This is a genomic window from Pseudomonas agarici (assembly GCF_900109755.1).
Taxonomy (GTDB): Bacteria; Pseudomonadota; Gammaproteobacteria; order Pseudomonadales; family Pseudomonadaceae; genus Aquipseudomonas; species Aquipseudomonas agarici.
This window is the reverse complement of sequence record NZ_FOAR01000015.1, coordinates 77,028-95,458: the sequence shown is the minus strand read 5'-3', so window position 1 is coordinate 95,458 and position 18,431 is coordinate 77,028. Positions and strand designations below refer to the sequence as shown.

The following is an 18,431-nucleotide window of genomic DNA, read 5'->3' as shown; positions in this document are numbered from 1 at the left end:
TTTTTGCGGTTTTAGGGGGTTTCGCCCCCAGCGCGGGCAAGCCGGCTCGTCACCAGGCTACGCCATAGCGCGGCAACCATCAGCACGCTGACCGCCGCCCAGCCCCAGGCCTGTGGGTTTTCCAGGCCTTCGCGATACAACTGCGGGGCGATCCCGGCACCGATGATAAAGGCCAGCAGGGCGACTTCTCCACGCGGTGCCCGGACCGGACGAAACAGAAAGACCAGCGCCGGCAACAGCAGCGCCGCACTCGGGAAACTGCGGTAGCGCGGGTCCAGTACCAATTCCAGCATCATCACTGCACCAGCGAATCCGGCACCCGCCAGCAGCCAGCCGGCCCGTTGTTCCAGCCGGTTGAAGGCAGCCGCGCGCCATCCCGCCCGGCTGCCCAGGGTCAATGCGGCATAGATCAACACCAGCAGGTTCAGGACCAGCAACAAGGCTGCCCAAATCCATTCGCCGGCAAAGCGGCTGGTCACCCGTGCCAGCTCTCCCCAGGCGCCGATGGAACAAGCGGCCAGTGCACCGAGCAACGGCAGGGCCAGGGCGGTTCGAGTAGCGTGTACGCGCCCGCCGACCAGCAGGGTGCCGAGGAAAACCAGTCCGCCAACTGCCAGCCATTGTGGCCAGTACGGCAGGTTTGACACCGGCCCGGCGAGGATGCCTTTGTCCTGGCGGTCGGCGTCGAATAGCCCCCAGTAGCCGCCGACCGCACCTTCGCTGCCTCGCTTCCAAGGTTGGTCGAAGGCTTCGATCAGGTTGTAGTGCCAGCCGTTCTGCTCGGCCAGGGTGACAAAACCGCGAATGAAGCGGGCTTCGTTGACGCGGCTTGGCAGCGCGGTTTCCCGCTGACGACCTTCGCTCGGCCAACCGGTTTCGCCGATCAGGATATCCTTGGGAGCAAAGCGCTTACCGAAGGTCTGGCGGATCTGCGCCACATGGTCGATGGCTGCGTCGATTCCGGCTGGGTCATCTTCCCAGTAGGGGAGCAGGTGGATGGTCAGGAAGTCCACCGCCGGCGCGATTTGCGGATGGCTGAGCCAGAACTCCCAGACATCGGCGTAGGTCACTGGCTGTTTCACATGCTCCTTGACCTTGTGGATCAACCTGACCAGTTGCGGCGCCGTCACTTCCTTGCGTAATAGGGTTTCGTTGCCGACGATCACTGCCGTGACCACGTCGGCGTTGGCATTGGCCGAGGCGATCAGGGCATCGACTTCCTTTTCCGTGTCCACCGGATTGCTGTTGACCCAGGCACCGATTATCAGCTTCAGGCCGTGCTTGCGCGCCAGCTCAGGCAAGGCTTCAAGACCGGTCATGGAGTAGGTGCGAATGCACTCGAAGCGGCTGGCCAACAGGGCCAGGTCGGCATCCATGCGTTCCGGGCGAGGCTTGAAGGGTTGGTCGAGGGGCGACTGGTCCTTGTCGAACGGCGTGTAGGACGCGCATTGAAGCTTGTGTGTCGGCGTCGCGGCGTCCGGCAGGATTACCGGCTGGCCGAGACCATACCAAAAACCACAAAGGGCAAAGATGCCCAGCAGGCAGGCGAACAGATAGGGCAGGAGCGGGAAGCGGGTGGTGGCGGGCATGGTCAGGCCGTCTGGGAACAAAGCTGCGCATATTACCCGGAATCATCCTGGTCTTGGGCCTGCGCAGTATTTTGTCATGCAAAGTTCGGGCGCAATAAATGAGCCGCTGTCTCGAAGCCCTGATTGCTGGCGTTCTGATGTCGTTTCTCGCTGCCTTGAGGTCGCTGCCAGAGCAGGTCGATTGGCGGGCCGGGTTGATGATCAGGGCGTCAGTACTCCGCTGATGATCGAACGGGTTTTGACCCTGGGGCGTGAAGGGGGCGCCGTGCACCCTAACTATCATGTTGATGTTGCTCGACAGCCGTCGGGCGCAGCACTTTCGGGGAAGTAACGATGAAGATACGACGACTCTTAGGCGTAGGTGCCGCTCTGGTGTTTGCGGTCAGTTCCAGCTTGGCCGGTGCCGATGCAAAGACGGTGACCATTGGTTATGTCGATGGCTGGTCCGATAGTGTTGCCACCACCCATGTGGCTGCTGAAGTGATCAAACAGAAGTTGGGTTACGACGTGAAGTTGCAGGCCGTGGCCACCGGGATCATGTGGCAGGGCGTTGCCACCGGCAAGCTCGATGCCATGCTTTCGGCCTGGCTGCCAGTGACCCATGGCGAGTACTGGGCCAAGAACAAGGACAAAGTGGTCGACTACGGCCCCAACTTCAAGGATGCCAAGATCGGGCTGATCGTGCCGGAGTACGTCAAGGCCAAATCCATCGCCGACCTCAAGGACGACGCGACCTTCAAGAACAAGATCGTGGGTATCGATGCCGGCTCGGGCGTGATGCTCAAGACCGAGCAGGCCATCAAGGACTACGGTCTCGATACCTACAAGCTGCAAGCTAGCTCGGGGGCGGCGATGATTGCGGAACTGACCCGTGCGCACGAGAAGAACGAATCCATCGCCGTGACTGGCTGGGTACCGCACTGGATGTTCGCCAAGTGGAAACTGCGTTTCCTCGACGATCCGAAGAGCGTGTATGGCGCGGCTGAAACGGTGAACAGCATCGGCAGTAAGGGCCTGAATAAGAAAGCGCCGGAAGTGGCGGCTTTTCTGAAGAAATTCCAGTGGGCTTCGAAAGACGAAATCGGCGAAGTCATGCTAGCGATCCAGGACGGCGCCAAGCCTGAAGCGGCGGCCAAGGAATGGGTAGGCAAGCATCCCGATCGCGTCGCCGAGTGGACCCAGTAATACTTCGAAGGCCTCAGGCGAAGGCGGCCTGGCCGTTCTGCCCGGTGGCCTTCGTGTTGCCGTCTGTTGAAGATTTGCCTCATTGCCCACCGCTGTTCCGAATCTGGACTAGTGTCGTTCTAATACTAAGGTCGTCTGGTTTCGCTTCCCCAGCCGCCTAAAGTAAAAAATGTTTCATCTCATCTGTGCTGCGAGGATAAAAACAATGAACGACAGCATTTACCTCTCGATTCAGAACAGCCCGCGCTTCAAGGAGCTGGTCAGGAAAAGGGAACGATTCGCCTGGATTCTTTCGGCGATCATGCTTGGGTTGTATTCGGGCTTCATTCTTTTGATTGCATACGGGCCGCAAGTGCTGGGTGCCAAGCTCAGTCCGACGTCTTCGGTTACCTGGGGAATACCGATTGGCGTCGGGCTGATTGTCTCGGCTTTTATTCTCACTGCAATCTACGTGCGTCGCGCCAATGGTGAATTCGACGACCTTAACAATGCGATTCTCAAGGAGGCTCAGCAATGATCCGGCATCTTCTAGCAGCCTTGGGCCTCATGGCCTTCGCTTCCACCTTGTGGGCCGCCGATGCGTTGACGGGCGAAGTGCACAAACAACCCCTTAACGTCTCAGCAATCGTGATGTTCATCGCGTTTGTCGGCGCTACCCTGTGCATCACTTATTGGGCTTCCAAGCGCAACAAATCGGCCGCTGACTATTACGCGGCGGGCGGCAAGATCACCGGCTTTCAGAACGGCCTGGCAATTGCCGGCGACTACATGTCGGCGGCGTCCTTCCTGGGGATTTCCGCGCTGGTGTTCGCTTCGGGCTACGATGGCCTGATCTACTCCATCGGTTTCCTGGTGGGCTGGCCGATCATCCTGTTCCTGATCGCCGAGCGCCTGCGCAACCTGGGCAAGTACACCTTTGCCGACGTGGCATCCTACCGCCTCGGACAAACCCAGATCCGCTCGCTGTCGGCCTGCGGTTCGCTGGTGGTGGTGGCGTTCTACCTGATTGCCCAGATGGTCGGTGCCGGCAAGCTGATCCAGCTACTGTTCGGCCTCGACTACCATGTCGCGGTGATCCTGGTGGGTATCCTGATGTGTCTCTATGTGTTGTTCGGCGGCATGCTGGCAACCACCTGGGTACAGATTATCAAGGCGGTACTGCTGTTGTCGGGCGCCTCGTTCATGGCGCTGATGGTGATGAAGCACGTCAACTTCGACTTCAACACGCTGTTCGCCGAAGCGATCAAGGTTCACCCCAAGGGTGAAGCGATCATGAGTCCGGGCGGGCTGGTGAAAGATCCGATCTCAGCGTTTTCCCTCGGCCTGGCACTGATGTTCGGTACCGCCGGCCTGCCACATATCCTGATGCGCTTCTTCACCGTGAGCGACGCCAAGGAAGCGCGCAAGAGCGTGCTGTATGCCACTGGTTTCATCGGCTACTTCTATATCCTGACCTTTATCATCGGTTTTGGCGCGATCCTGTTGGTCAGCACCAACCCGGCGTTCAAGGATGCCGCAGGAGCCTTGCTCGGCGGTAACAACATGGCCGCGGTGCACCTGGCCGACGCAGTGGGCGGTAGCGTGTTCCTCGGCTTCATTTCGGCGGTGGCGTTTGCGACCATCCTCGCGGTAGTAGCGGGCCTGACCTTGGCCGGTGCGTCGGCGGTGTCCCATGATCTGTATGCCAGTGTGATCAAGAAGGGCAAGGTCAACGAGAAAGATGAGATCCGTGTCTCGAAGATTACCACCGTCGCTCTCGGCGTGCTGGCGATCGGCCTGGGTATCTTGTTCGAAAGCCAGAACATCGCGTTCATGGTCGGCCTGGCGTTTTCCATTGCCGCCAGTTGCAACTTCCCGGTGCTGTTGCTCTCCATGTACTGGAAGAAGCTGACCACCCGTGGCGCGATGATCGGCGGCTGGATGGGGCTGCTCAGCGCAGTGGGGCTGATGATCCTCGGCCCGACCATCTGGGTGCAGATCATGCATCATGAAAAGGCGATTTTCCCTTACGAGTATCCGGCACTGTTCTCGATGGTCATTGCGTTCATCGGGATCTGGTTCTTCTCCATCACCGATAAGTCGGCGGCGGCCGAGAACGAGCGGGCGTTGTTCCTCCCGCAGTTCGTGCGTTCGCAGACCGGCCTGGGGGCGAGCGGGGCGGTTTCTCACTAAGGGGTACAGGCGTCTATATAGGCGATGCCGAAACGAAATGCCCTGATATGAGATCGGGGCATTTTTTTGCCGTCATGGTGTCCGCGAAGATGGCAGAGCAGGCTCGGCAGGGCTAGAAAGAGCGCCACAAACAGAAACGGCCCCTATCAAGGGGCCGTTTTCGATGCAGCTAAAGTCTCAGCGCCAGACTTTACTTGCGGTCTTCCAGTCGGCTGATGTCACGCGACTCGTAGCCGGTGTACAACTGGCGTGGGCGGCCAATCTTGTACGGGCTGGAGAGCATTTCCTTCCAGTGGGAGATCCAGCCCACGGTCCGCGCCAGGGCGAAGATCACGGTGAACATACTGGTTGGAATGCCGATTGCCTTGAGGATGATCCCCGAATAGAAGTCGACGTTCGGGTACAGCGAGCGCTCGATGAAGTAGGGGTCGGTCAGGGCAATCTCTTCGAGACGCATGGCCAGTTCCAGCTGTGGATCGTTGGTGATGCCCAGCTCTTTGAGTACTTCGTCGCAGGTCTGCTTCATCACGGTGGCGCGTGGGTCGCGGTTCTTGTAGACCCGGTGGCCGAAGCCCATCAGCTTGAACGGATCGTTCTTGTCCTTGGCCTTGGCAATGAACTTGTCGATGTTCGAGACATCGCCAATTTCATCGAGCATGGTCAGGACCGCTTCGTTGGCACCGCCGTGGGCGGGGCCCCACAGTGCCGCGATGCCGGCGGCGATGCAGGCGAACGGGTTGGCCCCCGAGGAGCCTGCCAGACGAACGGTAGAGGTCGATGCGTTCTGCTCGTGGTCGGCATGGAGGATGAAGATGCGGTCCATGGCCTTGGCGAGCACCGGGCTGATCGGTTTGATCTCGCACGGGGTGTTGAACATCATGTGCAGGAAGTTTTCCGCGTAGGACAGGTCGTTGCGCGGGTACATCATGGGTTGCCCCATGGAGTACTTGTACACCATGGCTGCCAGGGTCGGCATCTTGGCCACCAGGCGGACCGCGGAGATTTCGCGGTGTTGGGGGTTATTGATATCCAGGGAGTCGTGGTAGAAGGCTGACAGGGCGCCGACCACGCCGCACATGACGGCCATCGGATGGGCGTCGCGGCGAAAGCCGTTGAAGAAGGTCTTCAACTGCTCGTGCACCATGGTGTGGTTCTTCACGGTGCTGACGAACTTGGCTTTCTGCTCTGCGGTCGGCAGTTCGCCGTTGAGCAGCAGGTAGCAGGTTTCCAGGTAGTCGGATTTCTCGGCCAGTTGCTCGATCGGGTAGCCACGATGCAGCAAAGTGCCGTTATCGCCGTCGATATAGGTGATTTTCGACTCGCAGGACGCAGTCGACATGAAGCCAGGGTCGAAGGTGAACCGACCCGTGGCCGTCAGGCCCCGCACGTCGATTACGTCAGGACCCACGGTGCCGGTTAAAATGGGCAGCTCGACGGGGGCTGCGCCCTCGATGATCAACTGCGCTTTTTTGTCAGCCATATGGCCTCCTATTTATGCTTGAAATCATCAGACAGGCCCCCCACGCAGGGCCCGCACCACTATAGTGAGATAAATTCGAAAGTCAATTTGCCAAAAGTCATGTGCCAGAGCGCTTGGAGTGCTATTTTTCCTCGAAATTGACCGCTATTTACGCCTTTTATCCCACTAATGCAATGCACCACTGGAGGTAGTCCTTTGCGTTGTCATTAGTAGCCTAACTGTCTATACTCGGCGTCCGACCGCCAGAGGCTTTTGGGCCTGTTTTTATTGGGGGTCGTCACTCCCTGGGTGGTGGGTACCTGACCAGTGCACTTGCCCAACAACTTTGCCCTGATTGTTAGGGGCTCTTCAGTGTGAAAAAAAGCCGTGAAAAGCCAACGACCTGTAAACCTAGACCTAAGGACCATCAAACTCCCAGTCACTGCTTACACGTCCATTCTTCACCGTATTTCCGGTGTCGTCCTCTTTGTCAGTCTGGCCATCATGCTCTATGCATTGGACAAGTCGCTGAGCTCCGAGGAAGGCTTCGGTCAGGTGAAAGCGTGTCTGACCAGTCCGCTAGCCAAGCTAGTGATTTGGGGCATCCTATCCGCCTTGTTGTATCACCTGGTTGCCGGCGTGCGCCATCTGATCATGGACACGGGCATCGGCGATACGCTTGAAGGCGGCAAGCTGGGCTCGAAAATCGTTATCGCTGTTTCCGTAGTGGTAATCGTTCTGGCAGGAGTCTGGATATGGTAACTAACGTCACGAACCTCTCGCGTTCGGGCCTCTATGACTGGATGGCACAGCGCGTGTCGGCGGTCGTTCTCGCGGCTTACTTCCTGTTTCTGATCGGATACCTCATCGCGAACCCGGGCCTGGGCTACGCCCAATGGCACGAGCTGTTCTCTCACGGTTGGATGCGCATCTTCAGTCTGCTGTCGCTGGTGGCCCTGGGCGCTCACGCCTGGGTTGGCATGTGGACCATCGCGACCGACTACCTGACGCCGATGGCGCTCGGCAAGTCCGCGACTGTAGTGCGTTTTCTTTTCCAGGTGGTATGCGGCATTGCGATGTTCGCGTACTTCGTCTGGGGTGTGCAGATTCTCTGGGGTATCTGATTCATGGCTAACATTCCAACGATCTCTTTTGACGCCATCATCATTGGCGGCGGCGGCGCAGGCATGCGTGCCGCACTGCAGTTGGCTCAGGGCGGCCACAGGACGGCCGTGATCACCAAGGTGTTCCCGACCCGTTCACACACTGTATCGGCTCAGGGCGGCATCACCTGCGCCATTGCTTCGGCCGACCCGAACGACGATTGGCGCTGGCACATGTACGATACCGTCAAGGGGTCCGACTATATCGGCGACCAGGACGCTATCGAGTACATGTGTCAGGAAGGCCCTGCCGCGGTGTTCGAGCTGGATCATATGGGCTTGCCGTTCTCCCGCACTGAATCCGGTCGTATCTACCAGCGCCCATTCGGCGGCCAGTCCAAGGACTTCGGCAAGGGCGGCCAGGCGGCACGTACCTGCGCGGCGTCCGACCGCACCGGTCACGCCCTGCTGCACACGCTTTACCAAGGTAACCTGAAAGCCGGCACCACCTTCCTGAACGAGTACTATGCCGTTGATCTGGTGAAGAACCAGGACGGTGCGTTCGTCGGGGTGATCGCCATCTGCATCGAAACCGGTGAAACCAGCTATATCCGTGCCAAGGCCACTGTCCTGGCTACCGGCGGTGCCGGTCGTATCTACTCGTCCACCACCAATGCCCTGATCAACACCGGCGACGGCGTCGGCATGGCCCTGCGCGCTGGCGTACCGGTGCAAGACATCGAAATGTGGCAGTTCCATCCGACCGGTATCGCCGGCGCCGGCGTGTTGGTGACCGAAGGTTGCCGTGGTGAAGGTGGTTATCTGATCAACAAGCACGGCGAGCGTTTCATGGAGCGTTATGCGCCGAACGCGAAAGACCTGGCCGGTCGCGACGTGGTTGCCCGTTCGATGGTGAAGGAAATCATCGCCGGCAACGGTTGCGGTCCGAATGGCGACTACGTGATGCTCAAGCTCGACCACCTTGGCGAGGAAGTGCTGCACAGCCGCCTGCCAGGTATCTGCGAGCTGTCCAAGACGTTTGCGCATGTTGACCCGGTGACTGCTCCGGTCCCGGTTGTGCCAACCTGCCACTATATGATGGGCGGCGTTGCCACCAACATTCATGGCCAGGCCATCACCCAGAACGCCGAAGGCGTCGACACCATTATCCCTGGCCTGTTCGCGGTGGGAGAAGTGGCGTGCGTATCGGTTCACGGCGCCAACCGCCTGGGCGGTAACTCGCTGCTCGACCTGGTGGTATTCGGTCGTGCGGCCGGCCTGCACCTGGAAAAGGCCCTGACCGACGGTATCGAATACCGTGACGCCAGCGACACCGACGTCGAAGTTGCCCTGAACCGCCTGGCCAAGCTCAACGAGCGTACCGACGGTGAAGACGTGGCTACCCTGCGTCGCGAGTTGCAAAGCTGCATGCAGAACTACTTCGGTGTATTCCGCACCGGTGAATACATGCAGAAGGGTATCGCCCAGTTGGCTGGCCTGCGCGAGCGTATTGCCAACGTCAAGATCAACGACAAATCGCAGGCATTCAACACCGCACGTATCGAAGCCCTGGAGCTGCAGAACCTGCTGGAAGTGGCCGAAGCCACAGCCATCGCTGCAGAAGTGCGTAAAGAGTCCCGCGGTGCCCACGCCCGTGAAGACTTCGAAGACCGCGACGACGAAAACTGGCTGTGCCACACCCTGTACTTCCCGGGTGAGAAACGCGTTGCGAAACGTGCCGTGAACTTCTCGCCGAAGACCGTTCCGACTTTCGAACCTAAAGTCCGGACTTATTAAGGGTGACCGCTATGTTGCAAGTCGAAGTTTATCGTTACAACCCCGACACCGACTCGGCACCGAAAACCCAGGTTTTCCAGGTCGATACCGGCGGCAAGGACCTCATGGTGCTGGACGTGCTGGCGCTGATCAAGGAGCAGGACGAGGGATTCTCCTATCGTCGCTCCTGCCGTGAAGGCGTTTGCGGTTCCGATGGCATGAATATCAATGGCAAGAACGGCCTGGCGTGCATCACGCCGCTGTCCGCCGTGGTCAAGGGCAACAAGCTGGTTGTTCGTCCGTTGCCTGGTTTGCCGGTTATTCGTGACCTGGTCGTCGATATGAGCATCTTCTACAAGCAATATGAGAAGGTTAAGCCATTCCTGCAGAACGATACGCCGGCTCCGGCCATCGAGCGTCTGCAGTCTCCGGAAGAGCGTGAAAAGCTCGACGGCTTGTACGAGTGCATCTTGTGCGCTTGCTGCTCGACGTCTTGCCCGTCCTTCTGGTGGAACCCAGACAAATTCCTGGGCCCGGCCGCTCTGCTGCAAGCCTACCGCTTCCTGTCAGACAGCCGCGACACCAAGACTGTCGAGCGTCTGGCTTCGCTGGATGACCCGTTCAGCGTATTCCGCTGCCGTGGGATCATGAACTGCGTCAACGTATGTCCGAAAGGCCTGAACCCGACTAAGGCCATCGGTCACATCCGTCTCATGCTGCTGCAAAGCGGCGTGTGATTGGATTGCTGTAATCCGGTTGTTGTAAATGCAGTACCGCTGTACCTGTAGAGAGCTGCGGCGCGGGCTTCAACCGGCGCCGTAGTTTTAACCTGAGCGACGGCTCATAAAGCTGTGGCTCTTATTTTGAAGAAATGAGACCAGCAGGGGCATCCGGGCTGGTACCCGGACTATCAGCGTGATCCTAAGTGACTTGTTCAAGTCGCGGCATTCGGACTTTTGCAAGCTTGCTCGGTGTTTTCGCCGATGGTGTCCCCTAACCGAGGGTGACCAAGCATGCAAGAAAGCGTGATGCAGCGCATGTGGAATAGCGGCTATCTTTCAGGTGGTAACGCTGCCTATGTGGAAGAGCTCTATGAGCTCTACCTGCACGACCCTAACGCTGTGCCAGAAGAGTGGCGCACCAAATTTCAGACGTTGCCCGCTGACGGCAACGCTGCCACCGATGTATCGCATTCTACAATCCGCGAGCATTTCGTGTTGCTGGCAAAGAACCAGCGCCGCGCCCAACCGGTTTCCGCCGGTAGCGTGAGCAGCGAGCACGAGAAGAAGCAGGTTGAGGTGCTGCGACTGATTCAGGCCTACCGGATGCGTGGCCACCAGGCAGCCCAGCTCGACCCGCTGGGACTGTGGCAGCGTCCTGCACCCGCGGATCTGTCGATCAATCATTACGGCTTGACCAATGCCGATCTTGATACAACCTTCCGTGCCGGCGACCTGTTCATCGGCAAAGAAGAGGCGAGCTTAAGCGAAATTCACGAAGCGTTGCAGCAGACCTATTGCCGCACCATCGGTGCCGAGTTCACCCATATCGTCGACTCCGAGCAACGCCACTGGTTCCAGCAGCGTCTGGAAAGCGTGCGCGGTCGCCCGACCTTCTCCCCGGACGTCAAGAGCCACCTGCTCGAGCGCGTCACCGCCGCTGAAGGTCTGGAAAAATACCTGGGTACTAAATACCCAGGCACCAAGCGTTTCGGTCTGGAAGGTGGTGAGAGCCTGATTCCGATGCTGGATGAGATGATCCAGCGCTCAGGCTCCTACGGTACCAAGGAAATTGTTATCGGCATGGCCCACCGTGGCCGTCTGAACGTGTTGGTCAACACCTTCGGCAAGAACCCACGCGAGCTGTTCGACGAGTTCGAAGGCAAGAAGAAGGTCGAGCTGGGCTCCGGTGACGTGAAATACCACCAGGGCTTCTCATCCAACGTGATGACCACAGGTGGCGAAGTGCACCTGGCCATGGCGTTCAACCCGTCCCACCTGGAAATCGTTTCCCCGGTGGTCGAAGGTTCGGTTCGTGCCCGCCAGGATCGTCGCAACGATGTGACCGGTGACAAGGTGCTGCCGATTTCCCTCCACGGCGATGCTGCATTTGCAGGTCAAGGCGTGGTCATGGAAACCTTCCAGATGTCGCAAACTCGCGGCTTCAAGACGGGCGGCACGATCCACATCGTGATCAACAACCAGGTCGGTTTCACCATCAGCAACCCGCTGGACTCGCGCTCCACCGAGTACGCCACCGACGTCGCGAAGATGATCCAGGCTCCGATCCTCCATGTGAATGGTGACGATCCGGAAGCCGTGCTGTTCGTCACTCAACTGGCGGTCGACTACCGCATGCAGTACAAGCGCGACGTAGTGATCGACCTGGTCTGCTACCGTCGTCGTGGCCACAACGAGGCTGACGAGCCAAGTGGCACTCAGCCGCTGATGTATCAACAGATCACCAAGCAGCGTACTACCCGCGAGCTGTACGCCGAGCGCCTGGTCCAGGCCAAGGTGCTGGACGAGGCACGTGTTCAGGCGAAAGTCGACGAATACCGCAACGCCCTGGACAACGGCCTGCACGTGGTGAAGAGCCTGGTCAAGGAGCCGAACAAGGAGTTGTTCGTCGACTGGCGTCCTTACCTGGGGCACGCATGGACTGCCCGTCACGACACCCGCTTCGATCTCAAGACCCTACAGGAGTTGTCCGCCAAGCTGCTGGAAACCCCAGAAGGCTTCGTGGTCCAGCGCCAGGTCGCGAAAATCTACGAAGACCGCCAGAAGATGCAAGCCGGCGGCCTGCCGATCAACTGGGGTTATGCCGAAACCATGGCCTACGCGACCCTGGCGTTCGAAGGTCACCCGATTCGCATGACCGGACAGGACATCGGTCGCGGTACGTTCTCACACCGTCATGCCGTGCTGCACAACCAGAAAGACGCGGGCACCTACATCCCGTTGCAGAATCTGTATGAAGGTCAACCACGTTTCGACTTGTACGACTCCTTCCTTTCGGAAGAAGCGGTGCTGGCGTTCGAGTACGGCTACTCGACCACCACACCGAACGCCCTGGTTATCTGGGAAGCCCAGTTCGGTGATTTCGCCAACGGTGCCCAGGTGGTGGTCGACCAGTTCATTACCAGTGGCGAGCACAAGTGGGGCCGTTTGTGTGGCCTGACCATGCTGCTGCCGCACGGTTATGAAGGTCAGGGGCCGGAACACTCTTCGGCCCGTTTGGAACGCTACCTGCAACTGTGCGCCGAGCACAACGTTCAGGTCTGCGTGCCGACCACCCCGGCGCAGATCTACCACCTGCTGCGCCGTCAGGTTATCCGTCCATTGCGCAAGCCACTGATTGTGCTGACGCCGAAGTCGCTGCTGCGTCACAAACTGGCAATCTCTACCCTGGAAGATCTGGCCGAAGGTTCGTTCCAGACCGTTATCCCGGAAATCGACGCCCAGGATCCGAAAAAGGTCCAGCGCCTGGTTCTGTGCAGCGGCAAGGTCTACTACGACCTGCTGGAAAAACGCCGTGCCGAAGAGCGTGACGATATCGCCATCGTGCGTATCGAGCAGTTGTACCCATTCCCCGAGGACGACCTGATCGAAGTCCTGGCACCGTACAAAAACCTGAAACACGTCGTCTGGTGTCAGGAAGAGCCGATGAACCAGGGCGCCTGGTACAGCAGCCAGCACCACATGCGTCGCATCATTAGCTGCCACGACAAGTCGCTCATACTCGAGTACGCCGGTCGTGACGCTTCTGCTGCTCCTGCTTGTGGTTATGCATCGATGCACGCTGAGCAGCAGGAAAAACTGCTGCAAGATGCCTTTACTGTTTAACGCCTCGCGCACCTGAAACCGAATTTAAGGAACCACAGATAATGGCTATCGAGATCAAAGCCCCCACTTTCCCGGAATCGGTTGCCGATGGCACCGTTGCTACTTGGCACAAAAAGCCGGGCGAGGCAGTCAAGCGTGACGAACTGATCGTCGACATCGAAACCGACAAGGTGGTCCTGGAAGTCCTGGCCACTGCCGACGGCGTGGTGGGCCCTATCGTCAAGAACGAGGGTGACACCGTTCTGTCCGACGAAGTACTGGGCTCCATTGTCGACGGCGATGCCGTTTCTGCTCCGGCTGCTGCGCCTGCCGCCGCTCCATCTGCTGCCCCAGCCGCCGCTGACGGTGAAGATGATCCGGTCGCTGCTCCGGCCGCGCGCAAGCTGGCTGAAGAAAACGGCATCGCCATCGCTTCCGTTGCCGGCACCGGCAAAGGCGGTCGTGTGACCAAGGAAGACGTGGTGGCTGCCGTTGCCGCGAAGAAGGCCGCTCCGGCGGCGGCTCCGGCCAAAGCTGCCGCCCCGGCTGCCGCTGCTCCGGTATTCGCTGCTGGCGACCGTACCGAGAAGCGTGTACCGATGACCCGGGTACGTGCCACCGTGGCCAAACGTCTGGTCGAAGCCCAGTCGAACATGGCGATGCTGACCACGTTCAACGAAGTCGACATGACCGAAGTCATGGCCCTGCGTTCGAAGTACAAGGATCTGTTCGAGAAATCCCACAATGGCGTGCGCCTGGGTTTCATGTCGTTCTTCGTGAAGGCAGCCACCGAGGCGCTGAAGCGCTTCCCGGCGGTCAACGCCTCGATCGACGGTGCCGACATCGTCTACCACGGCTACGCCGACATCGGTGTGGCTGTTTCCAGCGATCGTGGCCTGGTGGTACCGGTACTGCGTAACGCCGAGCTAATGAGCCTGGCCGAAATCGAAGGCGGTATCGCCACTTTTGGCAAGAAAGCCCGTGACGGCAAGCTGTCCATTGACGAAATGACCGGCGGTACGTTCACCATCACCAACGGTGGTACATTCGGTTCGATGATGTCGACCCCGATTGTCAACCCGCCACAAGCGGCGATTCTGGGGATGCACAACATCATCCAGCGTCCGATGGCAATCAATGGTCAGGTTGTGATCCGTCCGATGATGTACCTGGCTCTGTCCTACGATCACCGTTTGATTGACGGTAAAGAGGCTGTGACCTTCCTGGTTACCATCAAGAACCTGCTGGAAGACCCGGCTCGTTTGCTGCTGGATATCTGACTTTACCCAGGGCGGGCGCCTGGCGCCTTGCCCTCGGTGTAAATGACCAGCTTCGTCCCACGACGGTCGCGTAAAGGCGACCGTCCGGTTTGATTCGATAAAGGAATGACACATGACTCAAAAATTCGACGTGGTAGTGATCGGCGCGGGTCCTGGCGGCTATGTCGCTGCCATCAAGGCCGCGCAACTTGGTCTCAAGACCGCCTGCATCGAGAAGTACCAGGACAAAGAAGGCAAGCTGGCCCTCGGTGGTACTTGTCTGAACGTTGGCTGCATTCCTTCCAAGTCGCTGCTGGACAGCTCCTGGAAGTATCATGAAGCCACTGAGGCTTTCGCCGTTCACGGCATCACCACGGGGGACGTGAAGGTAAGCGTTCCGACGATGATCGGTCGTAAGGACAACATCGTCAAGAACTTGATCGGCGGTGTTGCTACCCTGTTCAAGGCCAATGGGGTGACTTCCATTCAGGGTCACGGCAAGCTGTTGGCCGGCAAGAAAGTTGAAGTAGTCGGTCCCGATGGCGTTGTACAAATCATTGAAGCCGAGAACGTGATTCTGGCTCCGGGCTCGCGTCCGATCGATATCCCGCCAGCTCCGGTTGACCAGAACGTGATTGTCGATTCGACCGGTGCCCTGGAATTCCAGGCCGTGCCGAAGCGTCTGGGTGTGATCGGTGCGGGCGTGATCGGCCTGGAGCTGGGTTCTGTCTGGTCCCGTCTGGGGGCTCAGGTGACCGTCCTGGAAGCCCTGGACACCTTCCTGATGGCTGCCGACACCGCCGTTTCCAAGGAAGCCCTGAAAATCCTCACCAAGCAGGGCCTGGACATCAAGCTGGGTGCTCGCGTGACCGGTTCCCAGGTCAATGGCGAAGAGGTTGTGGTGACTTACACCGACGCCAACGGCGAACAGACCCTTACCTTTGACAAGCTGATCGTGGCCGTTGGCCGTCGCCCGGTGACGACCGATCTGCTGGCCGCCGATTGCGGCGTGACCCTCGACGAGCGTGGTTTCGTGCATGTCGACGATCAGTGCGCAACCACCGTACCGGGCGTCTACGCCATCGGCGACGTGGTTCGCGGCATGATGCTGGCGCACAAGGCTTCCGAAGAAGGCATCATGGTTGTCGAGCGCATCAAGGGCCACAAGGCCCAGATCAACTACGACCTGATTCCATCGGTTATCTACACCCACCCGGAAATCGCGTGGGTCGGTAAAACCGAACAGACCTTGAAAGCTGAAGGCGTTGAAGTTAACGTCGGCACCTTCCCGTTCGCCGCCAGTGGTCGTGCCATGGCAGCCAACGATACCGGTGGTTTCGTCAAGGTTATCGCTGATGCCAAGACCGACCGCGTCCTGGGCGTCCACGTGATTGGCCCGAGTGCGGCCGAGCTGGTACAGCAAGGCGCAATCGGTATGGAATTCGGCACCAGTGCCGAGGACTTGGGCATGATGGTCTTCTCCCATCCGACCCTGTCCGAAGTGTTGCACGAAGCGGCCTTGGCGGTGAATGGCGGCGCCATCCACATTGCCAACAAGAAAAAACGCTAAAGGATTGCGTGAAAAGCTAACGAGCAAAAGACGAGGTAAAAACAGGTGAGAAGGCGCCGTTGATATTAGTCAATGCGCATTTCGAATCTGCTTTTACGTCGTATTTTTGAGCGCGGCAGTTTTCACGCTGTTCGTCGGATAATAAGAAACCACGGCGGTTTGCCCGTCGTGAGCCTTGCGCGCAAGACTCACCGCGGAACTTCCGCCGGACGCAGTCTTGCGTTGTATCGTCGGGCGACCGGATAACGACGCAAGCGGCAGTCACAGGTGGTGCGGCATTGCAATCAGTGCAGCACCGAACGCGCAGTACCTAACGAAGACGGTAAAAAGCATGAATCTTCACGAGTATCAGGGTAAGCAGCTGTTCGCTGAATACGGCCTGCCAGTATCCAAAGGTTACGCGGTAGACACCCCGGAAGAAGCAGCAGAAGCTTGCGACAAGATCGGTGGTTCCGAGTGGGTGGTAAAAGCTCAGGTTCACGCCGGTGGTCGCGGTAAAGCGGGCGGCGTCAAGCTGGTTCGCAGCAAAGAAGACGCTAAAGCGTTCGCACAGCAGTGGCTGGGCAAGCGTCTGGTGACCTATCAGACTGACGCCAATGGCCAGCCTGTCACCAAGATCCTGGTTGAATCGTGCACTGATATCGCTAAAGAGCTGTACCTGGGCGCTGTCGTTGACCGTTCGAGCCGCCGCATCGTGTTCATGGCTTCCACCGAAGGTGGCGTGGACATCGAAAAAATCGCTCACGACACCCCTGAGAAAATTCTCAAGGCAACCATCGACCCACTGGTGGGTGCTCAGCCATTCCAGGGTCGCGAGCTGGCATTCCAGTTGGGTCTGGAAGGCAAGCAAGTTGCCCAATTCGCCAAGATTTTCGTAGGCCTGGCCAAGCTGTTCAAGGATCACGACCTGGCGCTGCTGGAAGTCAACCCACTGGTGATCAAGGCCGACGGCGACCTGCATTGCCTCGATGCCAAGATCAACATCGACGCCAACGCGATGTACCGCCAGCCTAAGCTGAAAACTTTCCACGATCCGTCCCAGGACGATCCGCGCGAAGCGCACGCTGCTAAGTTCGAACTGAACTACGTCGCTCTGGAAGGCAACATCGGCTGTATGGTCAACGGTGCTGGCCTGGCCATGGGTACCATGGACATCGTCAACCTGCATGGCGGTAAGCCAGCCAACTTCCTCGACGTAGGCGGTGGTGCTACCAAGGAACGCGTCACCGAGGCGTTCAAGATCATCCTGTCCGACACCAACGTCGCTGCAGTACTGGTCAACATCTTCGGCGGTATCGTTCGTTGCGACATGATTGCCGAAGGCATCATCGGCGCTGTGAAAGAAGTCGGCGTGAAAATCCCGGTGGTTGTACGCCTTGAAGGCAACAACGCTGAACTGGGCGCTAAAGTATTGGCAGAAAGCGGCTTGAACATCATCGCCGCTACCAGCCTGACCGACGCTGCTCAACAAGTTGTCAAAGCTGCGGAGGGCAAATAATGAGCGTCCTGATCGATAAAGACACGAAGGTTATCTGCCAGGGTATTACCGGTTCGCAAGGTAGTTTCCACACCCAGCAAGCCCTCGAATACGGCACCCAAATGGTCGGTGGCGTAACGCCGGGCAAAGGCGGCACCGAGCACCTGGGCCTGCCAGTGTTCAACACCGTGAAAGACGCCGTGGCAGCCACTGGCGCCACCGCCAGCGTGATCTACGTTCCAGCTCCGTTCTGCAAAGACTCGATCCTGGAAGCGGCATTCGGCGGCATCAAGCTGATCGTCTGCATCACCGAAGGCATTCCTACCCTGGACATGCTGGACGCCAAGGTCAAGTGCGACGAACTGGGCGTGATCCTGATCGGCCCTAACTGCCCAGGCGTGATCACGCCAGGCGAATGCAAGATCGGCATCATGCCAGGTCACATTCATTTGCCAGGCAAGGTCGGCATCGTTTCCCGTTCCGGCACCCTGACCTACGAAGCCGTGAAGCAGACCACCGATGCCGGTTTCGGTCAGTCGACTTGCGTCGGCATCGGCGGCGACCCGATTCCAGGTTCCAACTTCATCGACATCCTGAAGCTGTTCCAGGAAGACCCGAAGACCGAAGCGATCGTCATGATCGGCGAGATCGGCGGTTCGGCTGAAGAGGAAGCGGCTGCCTACATCAAGGCCCACGTGACCAAGCCGGTGGTTTCCTACATCGCTGGTGTGACTGCTCCTCCGGGCAAGCGCATGGGCCATGCCGGCGCAATCATTTCTGGCGGCAAAGGCACTGCGGACGAGAAGTTCGCCGCGCTGCAAGACGCCGGCGTGAAAACCGTGCGTTCGCTGGCGGACATCGGCAAGGCCCTGGCCGAGCTGACCGGTTGGACGGTCAAGTAAGCCTCGCGCTTAGCTGACGCTTCACCGGCAAAGGCCACCTTCGGGTGGCCTTTGTGCTTTCCGGGGTTTCTTTTTCATATGAAAACACGACGCAAAGATGTCGCTTATCGGACAA

General features: G+C 58.8%; 14 protein-coding genes. 12 read left to right on the top strand and 2 right to left on the bottom strand.

From position 1 onward, the window contains the following. Positions 1-11: 11 nt before the first annotated feature. Positions 12-1,589, bottom strand: a complete 1,578-nt coding sequence (locus tag BMX68_RS15225) for a glycoside hydrolase family 17 protein (protein ID WP_051000663.1) — start codon at positions 1,587-1,589, stop codon at positions 12-14. Positions 1,590-1,922: 333 nt separating this feature from the next. On the opposite strand from BMX68_RS15225, the gene BMX68_RS15220 reads away from it, so the two are divergent. From BMX68_RS15220 to BMX68_RS15210, 3 genes are all read left to right on the top strand, one after another. Further along, a complete protein-coding gene (locus BMX68_RS15220) occupies positions 1,923-2,774 on the top strand; it encodes a glycine betaine ABC transporter substrate-binding protein (RefSeq protein WP_026013284.1) in 852 nt (283 codons plus the stop codon). 205 nt (positions 2,775-2,979) lie between these two features. Continuing rightward, entirely contained in the window at positions 2,980-3,291 is a 312-nt protein-coding gene (locus BMX68_RS15215) for a DUF485 domain-containing protein (protein ID WP_017127829.1), read from the top strand. Continuing rightward, positions 3,288-4,946 carry a cation acetate symporter gene (locus BMX68_RS15210; RefSeq protein WP_017132992.1) on the top strand — a complete coding sequence of 553 codons (1,659 nt, stop codon included), beginning with the start codon at positions 3,288-3,290 and terminating at the stop codon, positions 4,944-4,946. Before BMX68_RS15215 ends, BMX68_RS15210 begins: the two co-directional genes overlap by 4 nt. 190 nt (positions 4,947-5,136) lie before the next feature. Here BMX68_RS15210 and gltA read toward each other — a convergent pair whose 3' ends face one another. Beyond that, positions 5,137-6,426 (bottom strand): citrate synthase, encoded by a 1,290-nt coding sequence (gene gltA / locus BMX68_RS15205; RefSeq protein WP_017132991.1) that lies wholly within the window; start codon positions 6,424-6,426, stop codon positions 5,137-5,139. 366 nt (positions 6,427-6,792) lie between these two features. Here gltA and sdhC point away from each other — a divergent pair, with 366 nt between their 5' ends. From sdhC to sucD, 9 genes are all read left to right on the top strand, one after another. Next, positions 6,793-7,167, top strand: coding sequence for a succinate dehydrogenase, cytochrome b556 subunit (gene sdhC, locus BMX68_RS15200; RefSeq protein WP_017132990.1), 375 nt, complete (start codon positions 6,793-6,795; stop codon positions 7,165-7,167). Beyond that, a complete protein-coding gene (gene sdhD / locus BMX68_RS15195) occupies positions 7,161-7,529 on the top strand; it encodes a succinate dehydrogenase, hydrophobic membrane anchor protein (protein WP_017132989.1) in 369 nt (122 codons plus the stop codon). Before sdhC ends, sdhD begins: the two co-directional genes overlap by 7 nt. A gap of 3 nt (positions 7,530-7,532) precedes the next feature. Next, entirely contained in the window at positions 7,533-9,305 is a 1,773-nt protein-coding gene (sdhA, locus tag BMX68_RS15190) for a succinate dehydrogenase flavoprotein subunit (protein ID WP_017132988.1), read from the top strand. An 11-nt stretch (positions 9,306-9,316) separates the two neighbouring features. Next, positions 9,317-10,021, top strand: coding sequence for a succinate dehydrogenase iron-sulfur subunit (locus BMX68_RS15185; RefSeq protein WP_017132987.1), 705 nt, complete (start codon positions 9,317-9,319; stop codon positions 10,019-10,021). A gap of 276 nt (positions 10,022-10,297) precedes the next feature. Beyond that, entirely contained in the window at positions 10,298-13,129 is a 2,832-nt protein-coding gene (locus BMX68_RS15180) for a 2-oxoglutarate dehydrogenase E1 component (protein ID WP_026013283.1), read from the top strand. Positions 13,130-13,170: 41 nt separating this feature from the next. Continuing rightward, positions 13,171-14,388, top strand: a complete 1,218-nt coding sequence (gene odhB, locus BMX68_RS15175) for a 2-oxoglutarate dehydrogenase complex dihydrolipoyllysine-residue succinyltransferase (protein ID WP_017132985.1) — start codon at positions 13,171-13,173, stop codon at positions 14,386-14,388. A gap of 112 nt (positions 14,389-14,500) precedes the next feature. Further along, positions 14,501-15,937 carry a dihydrolipoyl dehydrogenase gene (gene lpdA / locus BMX68_RS15170; RefSeq protein ID WP_017132984.1) on the top strand — a complete coding sequence of 479 codons (1,437 nt, stop codon included), beginning with the start codon at positions 14,501-14,503 and terminating at the stop codon, positions 15,935-15,937. A 331-nt stretch (positions 15,938-16,268) separates the two neighbouring features. Beyond that, positions 16,269-17,435 carry an ADP-forming succinate--CoA ligase subunit beta gene (gene sucC / locus BMX68_RS15165; protein ID WP_017127972.1) on the top strand — a complete coding sequence of 389 codons (1,167 nt, stop codon included), beginning with the start codon at positions 16,269-16,271 and terminating at the stop codon, positions 17,433-17,435. Beyond that, complete coding sequence (gene sucD, locus BMX68_RS15160) at positions 17,435-18,316, top strand: succinate--CoA ligase subunit alpha (RefSeq protein WP_017132983.1); 882 nt, start codon at positions 17,435-17,437, stop codon at positions 18,314-18,316. Before sucC ends, sucD begins: the two co-directional genes overlap by 1 nt. The last annotated feature ends 115 nt before the right edge of the window (positions 18,317-18,431 follow it).

What these genes read in the sequence shown, in the direction of transcription:
- BMX68_RS15185 (WP_017132987.1), top strand. Translation starts at nt 9,317, where the DNA reads ATGTTGCAAGTCGAAGTTTATCGTTACAACCCCGACACCGACTCGGCA.
- sdhD (WP_017132989.1), top strand. Translation starts at nt 7,161, where the DNA reads ATGGTAACTAACGTCACGAACCTCTCGCGTTCGGGCCTCTATGACTGG.
- BMX68_RS15180 (WP_026013283.1), top strand. Translation starts at nt 10,298, where the DNA reads ATGCAAGAAAGCGTGATGCAGCGCATGTGGAATAGCGGCTATCTTTCA.
- sdhA (WP_017132988.1), top strand. Translation starts at nt 7,533, where the DNA reads ATGGCTAACATTCCAACGATCTCTTTTGACGCCATCATCATTGGCGGC.
- gltA (WP_017132991.1), bottom strand. Translation starts at nt 6,426, where the DNA reads ATGGCTGACAAAAAAGCGCAGTTGATCATCGAGGGCGCAGCCCCCGTC.
- BMX68_RS15215 (WP_017127829.1), top strand. Translation starts at nt 2,980, where the DNA reads ATGAACGACAGCATTTACCTCTCGATTCAGAACAGCCCGCGCTTCAAG.
- sucC (WP_017127972.1), top strand. Translation starts at nt 16,269, where the DNA reads ATGAATCTTCACGAGTATCAGGGTAAGCAGCTGTTCGCTGAATACGGC.
- odhB (WP_017132985.1), top strand. Translation starts at nt 13,171, where the DNA reads ATGGCTATCGAGATCAAAGCCCCCACTTTCCCGGAATCGGTTGCCGAT.
- BMX68_RS15225 (WP_051000663.1), bottom strand. Translation starts at nt 1,589, where the DNA reads ATGCCCGCCACCACCCGCTTCCCGCTCCTGCCCTATCTGTTCGCCTGC.
- lpdA (WP_017132984.1), top strand. Translation starts at nt 14,501, where the DNA reads ATGACTCAAAAATTCGACGTGGTAGTGATCGGCGCGGGTCCTGGCGGC.
- sucD (WP_017132983.1), top strand. Translation starts at nt 17,435, where the DNA reads ATGAGCGTCCTGATCGATAAAGACACGAAGGTTATCTGCCAGGGTATT.
- BMX68_RS15220 (WP_026013284.1), top strand. Translation starts at nt 1,923, where the DNA reads ATGAAGATACGACGACTCTTAGGCGTAGGTGCCGCTCTGGTGTTTGCG.
- BMX68_RS15210 (WP_017132992.1), top strand. Translation starts at nt 3,288, where the DNA reads ATGATCCGGCATCTTCTAGCAGCCTTGGGCCTCATGGCCTTCGCTTCC.